Source organism: Bacteroidota bacterium, from assembly GCA_018692315.1.
Lineage (GTDB): Bacteria > Bacteroidota > Bacteroidia > Bacteroidales > JABHKC01 > JABHKC01.
Genome location: JABHKC010000115.1, coordinates 14689 through 30396, shown reverse-complemented (window position 1 = coordinate 30396; position 15708 = coordinate 14689). Strand labels below are relative to the sequence as shown.

1 protein-coding gene is annotated in these 15708 nt (G+C 37.7%); it reads left to right on the top strand.

The features are described from left to right. Position 1: 1 nt before the first annotated feature. A complete protein-coding gene (locus HN894_09165) occupies positions 2–15307 on the top strand; it encodes a choice-of-anchor D domain-containing protein (protein ID MBT7143495.1) in 15306 nt (5101 codons plus the stop codon). Positions 15308–15708 lie beyond the last annotated feature (401 nt).

Sequence of the window (15708 nt, the reverse complement as noted above, 5' to 3'; positions counted from 1 at the left end):
TATGAGAAAAACATTGCTTTTTTTGACAATGACAGTGGCTTTTTTGGGGCTGTGGAATGAATTAAAGGCACAGTACGTTCAAGCAAATTTTACAGCTTCCGATACCTCAATTGTATTGGGAGATACTATTTTTTTTACTGATCTCTCAACAGGTCCATACTATTTATGGTCATGGAATTTTGGCGATGGAAATACATCCACAATTCAAAACCCAAGCCATATATATCAAACAACTGGCGTTTACACTGTTTCATTGTTTATTGATGAAGGTGAGATTTCTGATACTCATGTTAAAACAAATTATATTGAAGTGTTATCTGGAATTGCTCCATCACTCGTGGCCAACTTCACTGCATCCGATACCTCTTTAACATTAGGCGACACAATCCAATTTACCGACCTATCAACAGGAAACGCAACAGCTTGGCTTTGGGATTTTGGCGATGGAACTACAGACACTACCCAAAACCCAATGCATATTTATCAAACAGCCGGGACTTATTCAGTTTCATTGGTAGTTTCTGACGGCACAAGTAGCGATACTTTGGTTATGGTGGATTATATCTTTGTTGGAGCAAGTAGTATTCTTGTTCCAAATTTCAACTTTGAACAATATCCAGATTTAGTAAATTGGCAACTAACAGGAAATGGAATTGCAAGCATTGAAGAATATGAAACCGGAAATAGAAATGCTCATTTGACCGCTTGGTCTCAAGGAGAACAAGGAACTACTACATTATCTTCTACTCCAATACAGATTCCATCAGCTCCGGTTTTTCTACATATGAAGAGGCAGCTTCATGAATATGATGGTTACCATAATAATTATTCTCAAATACTACTTGGGAATAATGTTTTAGAAGAATCGCCCGATTCATATTCTTGGCAGAACAGCCAAACAAATTATGAAGATGTATGGTATGATGTATCGGCATATTCCGGACAAACTCTTGCAGTAAAAGCTTTAGTTTACAGACATGGAAACGAAAATGATAGTGAAGGAGGAAAAGTTAGATTGGATAATGTCTATTTTACTTCTCAAACTGGAATTTTATACGATCCACTCACAGCCAACTTCACCACCTCCGACACACTCACTACTCCAAACGACACAATCCAATTCTCCGACCTATCAACCGGAAACCCAACAACTTGGCTATGGGATTTTGGTGATGGAACAACTGATACCGTGCAAAATCCTTCGCATATTTACCAAACTGACGGATTATATACAATTTCGTTGATTGTTTCTGATGGAAATAGTAGTGACACTTTGGTGATGGTGGATTATATCACAGTTAATTCTCCTCAACTTTCAGTTAGTTATACTCAATCCAACCTAAGCTGTAATGGCGGTGCTGACGGAGCAATCGACCTAACAATCTCAGGAGGCAACCCACCATACACATATTCATGGTCAATCGGAGCAACAACAGAAGATCTCTCAGGATTACTTGCCGGAAATTATTCTGTAACAGTAGGTGATGATAATGGAGGGAATACTTCGGGCATTTTCGATTGGAATTATAATGTTACCGGAACAAATCACATAATAATGGTGCAACCTACTGTTTCACTGTTAATTGATGGTCAACCATTACAAAACGGAGATTATATTGGTGTTTTCTATGAGCAAAATACAGGAGATTTGACATGTGGAGGATACATTCAATGGACAGGTAATATGGATGCTATAACAGCCTGGGGTGTTGATACCGGCAACGATGGCTTTGCTACTGGGGAATTGTTTAAATGGCGAATCTGGCAAGCATCGACAGGAAGCACTTACGATGCAAATGCAACTTATATTCTGTCAGGTTTTCCATTTATTAGTGATTCTGTGTTTGTTGTAAACGGAATGAGTGGATTAGAGAGCCTTGTAGCCGTTGGAACTAATGGAAATCAGAATGAAGTTTTATCATTTAATATCACTGAACCAATCGAAATAACAAACACAATATCGGCTTCGATTTGCGATGGCGAATCATACATTTTCGGTACACAAATGCTTTCTGTAACAGGAATTTATACTGAAGTTTTCACTGCTGCAAATGCTTGCGATTCTACAGTAACATTAACTTTAACAGTGAATTCTTTGCCAACAATTTATGCAACTATTACTGATGTTTCTTCTATGGGAACAAATGATGGAGCAATTGATATATCAATTTCCGGCGGAACCACACCTTATATATATGTATGGAATTCCAGCGGAACCACCGAAGATATTAGCGGCTTACTTGCCGGAACATATTTTGTCGATATTACCGATGCAAACGGCTGCATAGTTTCTGATAGTTTTGAAGTTACAGAACCATGCACCCCAATCCTAAGCCTCAGCCCCGACACCATAAACTTTGGAACTCTTGATATTATGCAGGCATACGACACTCTTTCGGCATACCTTATTAATACAGGAAACTGCAACCTAACAATTGACAGTTTGTTTGGTTTGGAAGAACCGTTTATAATGGGAGCATACCCTGCGGGTTTTCAAAACCCGCAGGGTATTTCGGTACCCGCAGGCGACTCATTAGAAATTCCAATTATTTTAAACCAAAATAATGCAATTGGAAATTATACCGACACGCTTAACATTTCGAGCGATGCCACAGAAACTCTAAACTTAGATTCTGGGCTCGTGGCTTATTATCCGTTTAATGGAGATGCAAATGATGAGAGTGGTGATTCGATTCCAAATGATGGAATCTTACATGGAACAATAAACTATGGGCCAACACTTTCTACAGACAGATTTGGAAATCCAAATTCTGCTTATAGTTTTGATGGTGAAGATGATTATATTTCAATACAAGAAGACTATAGATTTGAGCAAAATTCTCATACGATTTGTCTTTGGGTTAATGCAGATGCTTGGTATGGCGATTTGGTTAGTAAAGATGGTGAAACTCAAAATAGACAATGGGTTATAGGATCGTCGTCAGCTGGTCAAATTTTTGCACATGTATGGACTAACAATCAATATGCTTTTCCTTCTAATTCTAATCTAATTGAAAATAAATGGTTCTTTATTACTCAACATTGGGACGGAGCAAACCTTTCATTATATATAGATGGTCAATTGGACAACTTAATTAGCACCTCTGGATTATTAGCATCAGGTAATGACCCAGTCAGGATTGGTGGTGGTAGTTTTAATGGACTCCCGTTTTATTTCAACGGTAAGATCGACGACATCCGCATCTACAACAGAGCCCTCTCTGAAGCAGAAATCCAAGCCCTCTATAACGAAGGCACCGGAATTTCCCAACTAATAGTCCAAGCAAACCTAACAGACTCTTGCTACAATGTCAGCAATCTTTCAATGGAAATTTGTGAATCGGAGCAAGTTTATTTTAGTGGAGTTTTGGCAAGTTCGAGCGGAATTTATTACGACACACTAATCACAGCAAACGGCTGCGATAGTGTGGTGATTGTAGATTTAACTATTCACCAAAATCCAATAGTTGATTTAGGTGCAGACCAAAATTTATGTTTTAATAATTCAGCAACTCTTGATGCTGGAAATCCCGGAATGATATATCTCTGGAACACCAGCGACACAACACAAACTATTGATGTTTCGCTTGCCGGAATTTATTGGGTAGAAGTGAGCAATCAAAACGGCTGTTTGGCAACCGACAGTATCGAGATTTTCAATTATTCATATCCTACACTTTCTGTGAGTGGATTAGACTCGTACTATTGTGCAACAAACGGTTTGCCCGACTCTCTGTTTGCCACGCCCGACAGTGGTACTTTTACAGGAGACGGAATAAATGGCAATATTTTTTATCCCGGAATGGTTGCAGCCGGAGCAGTTGATATTTCATACAGCTATACCGACCAATATGGCTGCACCGATACTTTAATTGTTTCTACATACGTAGGACCGGTGGTTAGTTTCACAGGTTTGCAGCCAGAATATTGTGGCAGCGATGCACCAAGTATTTTGACAGGGATTCCCGCCGGCGGAACTTTCAACGGACAAGGCATTAGCGGCAATACTTTCAATCCAAATTTGTCGGGAATAGGAACATACAATATTTATTATCTCTATTACGATACGATGGGTTGTATGAATAGCTACAGCGATACTACAATGGTAAGCTTATCGCCCCCAGACCCTACAGCTACCGATGGTTACCTTTGCGGAAGCGGTTCTGTCGATTTATTTGTTTCAGGCTCATCGGGTATTTACAACTGGTACGATTTCCCCGGCGGAACACTACTTCATTCCGGTGCAAACTACACTAGTCCGGTACTTTTCGACAACGATACTTTTTATGTTGAGGCTCTCTATCCAAGTTCAATTACTTTGACTGATGATTTTAATTCGGGTCTGAATTCTTCAATTTGGGCAAGTTCAAGCAATGCTTCAAATAATACTACTTGTGGTGCTATGAGCGGAAATGCTCTTCATTTTACTTCAAGTGGAACACGATTAGTTCAATCAAACAACTTTGATTTTACTCTTGGAGGTAGCATTGAGTTCTACCTATTAATTGGTACCGGAGGTGGTTCAACCTGTGAAAATGCTGATAGTGGAGAAGACATTGCATTAGAGTATTCAACAAATAATGGCTCAAGTTGGACAACTATAAGTATTTATGATACAGAAGCATTTAGCAGTTTTACATATATTTCAGAAAATATGCCAGTCGGGGCTCAAACAGCTTCCACTAGTTTCCGTTTACGTCAAATAGATCACTCTGGAAATTATTATGACCAATGGGCTATTGACGATTTTACACTCACAATAAATGGAAATCAATCGGTTTGTGCAAGCAATTTGGTTTCGGCAATAGCCATTATTGACAATTCGCCGGCTCAAATTCTATTATCCGATACTTGTCTCAATTTTGGAAGCCTAATGCAAAACACCGATACTACAATAAATTTTACAATCGAAAACACCGGTTGCGATACCTTATATGTTAGTTCGATAACAAATGCCGATACAATTTTCCAACTTTCGGGAACAGGATACACAATTGCACAAAACCAAATTGAGCAGTTTTCTGTAACATATTCGCCTATTTCGGGTGGCACTTTTAATGACACTTTGTTGATTCAAACAAATATTGGCAATTCAACTATTTGCTTATCTGGAATTTGTCTCGGAGCACCAGCAATTTCTGTTGTGCCCGACTCAATAGACGTTTATATTTCATGCGACGATTCAGCCACAGTTCCTATCACAATTTATAATAATGGTAGTGGCGATTTGGAGTATGAGATTGAAAGTTTGGGGAATCAAAATAATTCTTCAGGGCAGGCTGCAAGTTTTGATGGAAGTGGGGATTATATTAACACTCCATATTCAGGAAATCTTACTGCATGGTCATTAGAAGCATGGATTAAAGATGATGGGACTCAAAGTGATTACCGTGCTATTATTCAAACTTATACGGGTAGCGATCAGGCTCTTTATATTTGTCCCACAACTTCTGGTAGTGTGCTTGGCTATTGGCCACAACCAGGAGCTACATCATCCATTCCTTCTAATGTTTGGACACATGTTGTCGCAACCTGTTCTTCAAATGGTTTATTGCAGTATTATGTTAATGGAATTTTTGATGGCTCTGTAAATAATGTCGTAGAAATTATCAATAAAATTCAAATTGGTGGATATGGAATTAATGATCCAGAATCGTTTTCAGGACAGATTGATGAAATACGAATTTGGAATTATGCAAGATCTCAACAAGAAATCCAATCTTCAATGAACACATCCTTAACAGGAAACGAATCAGGTCTGGTTGCTTATTATAATTTTAATGGACAAAATCCTTGGGAAGATTTATCTGGCAATGGAAACAATGGAGTAGCATACGGCAATACAACAACAATTTACTCAACTGCACCAATTATTAATAACAATATAGTTGATATTATTCCGAATACTGGTATTATTCCACAAAATCAAAACCAGCAAATTGATCTATCGTTCAATTCTCTTAATCTCGAAAGTGGAAACTACTCAGCCAATGTAATTATAAATTCCAACGACCCCTTAAACCCCCAAATCTCAATCCCAATTAATTTAAATGTTTATGGTTCACCGGAAATTGCATTGATTGATACTTCTCTCGACTTCGGGAATGTAACACAATGGACAAGCTCGCAGCAAAGTTTCACTATAGAAAATACGGGTTGCGATACTTTGGTTATTACAAATATTGCGAATTCCTTGGCTGAATTTTCTGCCGGCAACAATTCCTTGTTTATTGAACCATTTAGTTCGGAACAAATTAGCGTTAGTTTTAGTCCTACAAGCTCGGGGCAATTTGTCGATACCTTATATTTGTTCAACAATGCAACAGATACTTTTATAGTACTTTCAGGAATTTCCGATGGTGCACCTGTGGTTGGCTATTCTTCGACCAGCCTTAGCACAACTCTGCAAAACTGCAATTCTACTGATACTTTGGCAGTTGAAATTTACAATTTTGGGCAAGGTGGCTTAAGCTATACAGTTATGAATACCGGCAGTATTCCTTCATGGCTGCAATTGCAAAATGCACAGAATACTGTTTTTGCAGGCGACACTTCACAAATGACTTTAATTGTGAACACAGCAGGATTGATAGCCGGAAACTATCAGGCAGAAATTATTATTTCTACAAACGACCCACAAAATCCTTCAAGTTCAATTTATTGTAATTTGTACCTGTTCGGAAATCCACAAATTTCATTTTCTACTGATACGGTTTATTTCGACCAGACTATGCAATGGATGAGCGACATGCAAACACTCACAATTTTCAACAATGGGTGCAATACATTAGAAATTTACAGTGTAAGCAACACTCTGTCAGACTTTTGGGCATATGTAAACTCATTGACAATTCAGCCTTTCAGTCAATATGATTTAACGATAGATTTTATTCCGGAAAATGCCCAGGTTTATTCAGATGAATTAGTGTTATCAACCAATGATGGAGTTCATACCATTAATTTGCAAGGAGTTTCTACCGGAGCACCTATTGTAGGTTACAATCAAAATTCGATTGCAGCAAACGTAAACTGCGAAAATTCAACAGTTTCTGAATTCACTATTTATAATACTGGAATTGGCGAATTAGATTTCAATTTTAGTAATCTTACTGTACCGTGGCTAAGCGCATCGCCGGATATGGGAATTGTTCCTATTGGCGATTCAATAGTTATTGATTTTGGTTTCGATGCAAATGCAATGAATGTTGGCTCATATAGCACTCAAATATTATTAAATACCAACGACCCGCTAAACACAACTCATATGTTTACAGTTTCGATGGATGTTATTGGTGCCCCTACAATTTCGGTTTTAACTCCAAGTTTAGAATTCGATTCAATAAATCTGAATACTACCGGCTATTTATATGCAACTTTAGCAAACATTGGTTGCGACACCCTTTTTGTCGATAGTTTAAGAACAACAAATCCATGGTATGCAGTAAGCCAATCTCCATTTTATATATTGCCTGGACAATCATCAAATAAAGATGTATTGTTCACACCCGGGCTTATTACTCATTATTTTGACACTCTAAAAATTTATAATAATGACCAATATGTAGAAGTTTCTTTACACGGTTTCGGGCTTGGTATTCCTAATGTAACCATTTCGGCAGACAACCTCGATGCTATTGCAGTGAACTGCGACGATCAGCTCAACCAAACACTAATTCTGAAAAATGAAGGACAGGGAATTTTGAACTATACGGTCAGCGAAAATTTATCGTGGCTTACGGTTTCTAATATTGGCTCATCGCTATCCTCAGGCGATTCGGTGGTTTTCGATATAAATTTCGATGCAACGAATCTTGCAACAGGCATTTATTCAGGAAATATAACTATTGCCACAAACGATGCTTTGACACCACAATTTGAAATAGCCTGCCAGCTCGATGTTCAAAACTCAAACACAATTTTTGTAAGCCTGCCAAGCGATACCACTACTTGTGGAACACCTGTTACAGTTGAGGCTCTGTCGGCAAACAATGGAACTTTCATAAATTATTATTGGAATACAGGTTCAATAAATCCATTAATAACAGCCAGTTCTACAGGATTGTACAGTGTAACTGTAAGCGATGTAAATGGTTGCCAATCGAGCGACGAAATTCTGATTACTATTAATCCCCTGCCTACGGTTAGTTTCGCAGGATTAGATACAAATTATTGTCTATCAGCCACCTACTATTCATTGACTGGAAGTCCGGCAGGTGGAGTTTTCAACGGAAACGGATTGTCTAACGATGCCTTTGTTCCATACACGGCAGGTCTTGGTTTTCATACAATTACATATTCATTTATCGATGCAAACGGATGTTCAAACAGCACAAGCCAAACTACAAATGTTTCGCAAACCACAAATGTTAGCATTCTTGGTCTTGATTCGGCTTACTGTTTCAATGCTCCTACTGTAACACTTACAGGTATGCCGGCAGGTGGTTTATTTACCGGTGATGGTATTAATGGAAATACATATAATCCAACATTGAACGGAGAAGGAACTTTCGATATTTCATATAGTTATTTCGATGGGCAATGTACAAATTCAGAAGTTTTTACTGTAACTGTCGGCGATTCTATGGATCTCGACTTTGCAACTTTCGATGTGTTTTGTTATGGCGGTTCTTCAGGAGCAATAAATCTTTCTGCTTCGGGCGGAACTGCTCCATACGTCTATCAATGGAACACAGGTAGCAATTCCGAAGATTTGAATAATATTTCTGCAGGTGTCTATACTGTAACAGCAAGCGACCAAACGGGTTGTGCAGCCACTGGAAATGTCGAAATTTTCGAGGGAAATCAGATAAATGTTACCGAAACCTTAGTTTCACCACTTTGTCCCGCCGGTTCAGACGGTAGCATTTCCATTAGTGCTAACGGTGGAAACTCACCTTACAACTATAGTTGGAATATTGGAAATAACAATCAAACAATCAGTGGGTTGTCTGCCGGGAACTATTATGTAACAGTAACCGATTTAAATTCCTGCCAAACTATAGCGACTTACTATTTAAGCGATCCTGCTCAATTGTCATTAAATGAAGTTATTTCCGACATTAGTTGCAGCGGTGCAAACGACGGAAGCATTGCTTTAAATGTGAGTGGTGGCACAGCTCCCTACAATTATATGTGGTCTATTGGGCAAAGCACAAGTTCGATAAATAATTTATCATCAGGGACTTACCAAGTCAGCGTAAACGATGCAAACAATTGCAGTGTTGAAGTTTATTTTGCAATATACTCGCCCGCACCTCTAATAATAAATTCTGCCGTAACAGATGTAATTTATCCGGGAACTGCTTCCGGTGCTGTAAATCTTTCGGTTTCCGGAGGTACTTTACCGTATAGTTTCATTTGGAGCGATGGTTCTTCAAGTCAGAATTTGCAAAATGTAGTTGCAGGAAACTATTCTGTAACAATTTCAGATGCTTCAAATTGTACAGCAACTGCTAATTTCACAATAGACGAACCTGTTTCGTTCCCAACTATTTCTGTACAAACAGATAGTTTGTCGCATACAGCAAATTGTGGCGATATTGTTTACGACACTATTTTTATAAGCAATTCAGGAAGCGGCATTTTAAATGTAAATGTTATTGAATCCTTTGCCTGGCTTCATGTTACAAATCCAAATGTTTCAGTAGCCTCTGGGAATACTATTGCTATAGATGTTTATTTTGAAAGTGCATTTGCAGGCAATTTCTCCGGCAATATAGAAATTCACAGCAATGATTTAAGCAATTCGCCAATTATTATTCCAAGCGAATTTTTGAATGAATGCCCTCAATGCGATATTTCAAGCAACTCTATAAGTTTTAATAGTATTGCAGAAGGATTAACAGATACCTCTTCGTTCACGCTAAGTAATATTGGAAATTCGCCTATGCAGGTTGTTTCAATGGATATTACGGGAAATGCTTTTAGTATCCTCACCCCATTTGCAGGAGTTATACCGAGCTGGCAAAGTCTCACAATTGAAGTGGCTTTTAGTCCTTCATATGATACAGCATTTTCTGAAATTCTGAATATCGTAACTGACAGCTATACACCATGTTCCGACATTTCACTTACAGGGCAAGGTTTAGAAGCAGTTTCAAGTTGGGAATTGATTTGTAACAATACCAACTTGGGCTATGTTGACATAAACACCGGGAGTTCAACAACTTGCACAATAAACAATACGGGCACTTTACCGGTTGATATCGCCGATTGCATTATCAGCGATTCAGCATTTACAGTTTCTGCATGCAGTTTGACCCTTGCAAGCGGTGCATCCCAACAAATTGATATTAATTTTAATACAAGCCAAATTGGGCAGCATTCAGCAGAACTTGGTTTTACAGATGCTTCTGGAAATACTAATTATGTTTCGCTACTGGCTTGGGCTTACTTGCAATCGCAGGCACCGGATATATCGTTCAATCAGGCTTCTCCTTTTAACGGAACCTCGGGAGTTTCGCCAACAATAGGAGCGTCGGGAACTTATTTCCAATATCAGATTATTTATTCCGATCTTGATAATAATCCGCCAATGGCAAGCTATCCAAAACTGAAAATTGACAACAATAACGATGGTGATTTTATCGACCCTATGGACGAAATTATCAGCCTTTCGGAAGAAGACCCTAACGACCAGGATTTTACAGATGGGAAAACTTATGTCTATTTCACGCAATTGAGTCTTGGAAATCACGGTTATAAGTATTTTGCCTACGATTCGCTCGGAAATATAGCAACTGCAAGCAATACAAGCTATGTGTCGAATCCAATGGTTAGTAACGATTTTCTTGATTTGAGTATTTTTGCAAATGATATAAATTTTTCTAACTCGTCGCCAGATATGGGAGAGCAAATTACTATCACTGCAAATATTCACAACTACACAGATTATCTTGCCGAAGACGTGAAAGTTTGGTTTATCATTAAAGATACAATCGTTGATAGTACAATGATTTCCGCAATTCAGCCGCAAACTTCAACTTCAGTTGCCATACAGCACTATTTTGCATATTGGGACTATTTTCCTGTGAAAGTTATAGTAGATCCGCTTGAAACAATAGTTGAAGACAATGAATTGAACAATATGGCAATTCGCCCAATAACTGTAGGAAATGTTCCGCTTCCGCAAATTCTGTTTGTTTCCACCGGAATCACACCAACGAATGTTGATGCCGGAACAGGAGCAAGCATACATTATTTCGGTCAGATAACTTACGATTCGCTTGGCGGAAATCAGCCTTGCGAAGGTGCAACAATCCAAATGACAATACCATCAGGACAGGTAATTACAACATACTCTACTGTTGGCGGTTATTTCGATTTATATTTCTCGGCTCCTTACTCGCCGGACAATTATTCGATTAGTTCTACAGCTACAGATTATACTTTAAACGGACAATCTGGCTACGAATATTTCACTGTCGATCCTTATCCGAGTTCTCCAACAGGTCCTGTCTATCAGTTTGTTGACCTCAGAATAGACTATCAATGGCTGAATTGGAATAGTGGATGTTCAGTGGCAGGAAATCCTGTGTCTATAAGTGGACATTTTACAAACTCAGGAAATCTTGCTGCAAGCAATTTCTGGGTTTATTATTATGTAAACGATACAATTAGCGATAGTTTATGGGTAAATAATCTTGCCGCCGGCCAAAGTATGTCGATAAATAAAAGCATGACATTTGCTACGAGCGGAACCAAATCTTTTGCAGTTTCAATAGACCATACTAACCTTGTTTCCGAATCGAACGAATCGAACAATTATCTGAAAAAAAGCAAATATATTTATCCACCGGTTCCGGATTTGGCACCTACCGATATTCTATTTAGCGACAATTCGCCCTACATTGGACAATCCGTAAATATCCAATTTAAGATTAATAATCTACAATGCGTTTCAGCGGCAGCTACAACTGCATTGATAGAAGATATTACTACCGGCGATACACTGGCAATTCTAAATCTTGGAGCTGTTTCAGGCTTGTCGCAGAATACCATTTCGTTTAGTAATAGTTTTTATGCTTCGGGTTATCATTTTATAAAAATTACAGTTGATAATAATGACAATATTTTTGAAACCAACGAAGCCAATCAGGAGCTCACCGAAAGTATATACATCGAACAGTCTTATCCTGAACTGAGTGCCTCGAATATAAATGTTTCAAATGTAAACACCGCCATAGGAGCTTTGATGTCTGTTCAGGCTACAATTTCAAATACCGGCGATAGTGATGCTTATGGATTTTTTGTAGTATTTTACAACAACTCAACTTTTATTTCAGATTCTGTTTGGATAGATAGTTTGCTTGCCTACGATAGCCAATTTGTTCAGTCAGGAACTTTTGCAAGAACCGAATGCCCGCAAACAATTTCCGTTTGGGCAGATGCCGCAGAAACTGTTTACGAACTTAACGAGTCGAACAATTATTCTGTGAAAGAGATTGGCAACGATTTATTTGCTATGAAATATTATCCATGGAACAGCTACTATAATAGAATAAATGTAGATTTGGGAAGCTCGTTAAATGCTAAAACTTATGTGAAAAATAACGGAAACTTTACAAACAATAATATTTCGGTTTCCTATTTTTCCGATGGTGTATTTATTGGCACTGATGTAGTTCCGGTTATAACATCTGGCGGTCAGGTTTTAAGCTCCTTCGACCATGAGTTTCTACTTCCCGGAAATCACGAAATTGAGGTGAAAGTCGATTTCATTCCACCGGATTCTTCAATTATTTGCGAACGAAACGAATCGAACAATTCACATATAATTTATGTTTTTGTTCAGGAGCATTTTGCCGACCTTGAGGTTCTTTCTTCACATATTTCGCCAAGCATAATAAATCCAGATCCGGGCGATACTGTTGCTATTACAAGCTCTTTTGTGAACATTGGAAATGTTGATGCAGGTCCGTTTTTCGTTCACTTTAGTGTAAACGGTCAAACCCTTGGCGATTCGGTTTATGTTTCGGGATTGATAGCTTATGAAGATTCTTCGGTAGCATGTACAGATGTGTTTGTTCCCGATACTATCGGTGTAGATAATATAACTGTATCTCTTGACAATGCTAATTTTGTACCGGAGGATTATGTTGCAAACAACCAGGCTACACGTGCACTTATTGTAGGTTTAGCACCCGATTTTACTTTCGAAAGCCCTTGTGTAAGCATATCGAATCCTAACCCGAATGTAGGCAGCTTTGTTATGATTTATCCAAAAATTATAAATATTGGAAACGAAGCAGGTTCGGCTACCGTGAATGTATTTTCTATAAATAATTTCGACACCTTGTATATTGGCTCTTCTCCGGTTTTCATAGGTGCAAATTCGAGTCTTGCAAACCCAATTTTTGTTTCGTGGACGGCAACTACTGCACTTGGAGAAATATATGTCGAAATTGTGAATGTTTCACCTCAGGAATACAATCCGTATAATAATTCCTGTTCGCTACAGTTTGGTAGTCCGGCACTTAATGCTTGGATAACTGTTTCCGATTCCTTAGTTTGCAGCGGAACAAATGTAACACTCACTGCCCATACCGAAAACGGAACAGGAAATAATACATATAGTTGGTATGCAGGAAATACTCTAATTCAGCAAGACACAAGTTCTGTTCTGCAAGCTATCATTACTGCAAATACAATATTCATGTTAGAAGTTTCTGATGGAGTAAGTATTTCAACACCAACTACTCAAATAGACATACTTGCCGAAATGCAAATATCTGCAAATATTACTCATCTATCTTGCTTTGACAACAATAGTGGTGAAATTTCAGTTTCGACAAGTGGTGGCACTTCGCCATTTATGTATATCTGGGCAACACCGTTTCCAAATTATGCACCTATAAACCTCGCAGCCGGAAACTACTACCTTACGGTTCAGGATATGCAGGGATGTAGCACCGACACAACATTTACTCTAATCGAACCCAATGAAATTGTTGTTACCGAAAGCATAATCAACACACCGGCTGCAATCAGTGTGGGAGCAATAGATTTAACCGTTTCGGGCGGTGTTATGCCTTACCAGTTCTTATGGAGCAATAGCGAAACCAGCCAAAATATTGCAAACCTATCGGCCGGCATTTATGAGCTAACACTATCAGATAACAATATCTGTATGAGTGAGTTAAGCTATGCAGTAGATTCAATAAATCAGCAAGATATTCCATTAGACTTTGGCTGGAGCATGATATCTACATATTTGGAGCCGGAGAATACAAATTGCGACAGCATGTTTGCAAATGTTTCGACAAATGTATATTTAATGAAAAACTATATAGGTACAACTTATTGGCCATCGTATGGAATTAATGATATAGGCGATTTTAATTTCAAAGAAGGATATTGGATAAAAATGAATCAGTTAGATACAATGATAGTTACTGGTTTTTATAATCCACCGGAAATTACACCGATAAATATTCAGCAAGGTTGGAGTTATATTGCTTATTTGCGTATTACACCAATGTCTGTAGCAGATGCTTTAAGTTCTATTGTAAACGATATTATTATTGTGAAAGATGATTACGGACAGATGTATTGGCCTATTTTTGGAGTTAACCTTATTGATTATATGTATCCCGGCGAAGGCTATCAAATAAAAATGAGCAATTCTGCTACTTTATTTTATCCTGCAAATACAGCGAATACATCAAAATCGAATATCGAAATTCCTAAACCTAAGCATTATAAAAATGTGAAAATCACTGGAAATAATATGAGTTTGATGATTCCAAATCAGACTTGGGATATTAAACCTGAAATTGGTTCTGAGATAGGTATTTTCTCGCAAAACGGATTGTTGGTTGGAGCCGGTGTTTATACCGGCGAAAACCTTGCAATTACAATCTGGGGCGACGACGAACTTTCGCAGGAAACTGATGGACAAAAGTCAAATGAAGAATTTCTGATAAAACTGTGGACTGCCGGCGAAGAGCAAAGTTTGCAAATAGTATCATGGATTGAAGGAGATAAGTTTTATGAAACCAATAAAATTTCAATTGCTAAAAAATTATCAATTATCAATTATCAATTATCAATTGCAAAACTCTTCCAAAATGTGCCAAATCCATTTTCCAAAACTACCGAAATAAGTTTTTATCTTCCCGAAAAGGCTTTTGTTGAAATTGAATTATTTAGCATTTTAGGTGAAAAAATTGAGTCTATCGAAGAAAAGAATTATTCTCATGGAAAACATACGATTGTTTATGATAAGAAAAACCTCTCTTCAGGAGTGTATTTTTATAGATTAAATTGTGGAGATTTTTCTGATACTCGTATTATGAATGTTGAATAGTATTTTTGGATATTCACCCTTCAGACAAACTTCACAATATTTTATCTGAATAAAAAACCTGACAAGTTTATCTTGTCAGGTTTTTTTTGTTAAGAAAACAAAATAAATGTAGTGAACTTCTATAAATGCAATCTTCTTCGTTGTTTCTTCCGATAGTTATCGGGATTAAAATCTTTGTATCGACAAGCTCAACACATCGCATTTACATCAGTAAACTGTGGTTCATAAATTTATTACACCTTGAATTTTTCTATTTTTAGAAGCTCTCAATAATAAATGCTTTCAGTATGATTTTGTTTTGACTCAATAATTTATAATTGCACTAAAAGCAATTTCTTTATATTTGCTGTAATGAAAAAATTAATTAAAAATTGGTAGTTATGTTTGTTTTAAAGGATTCC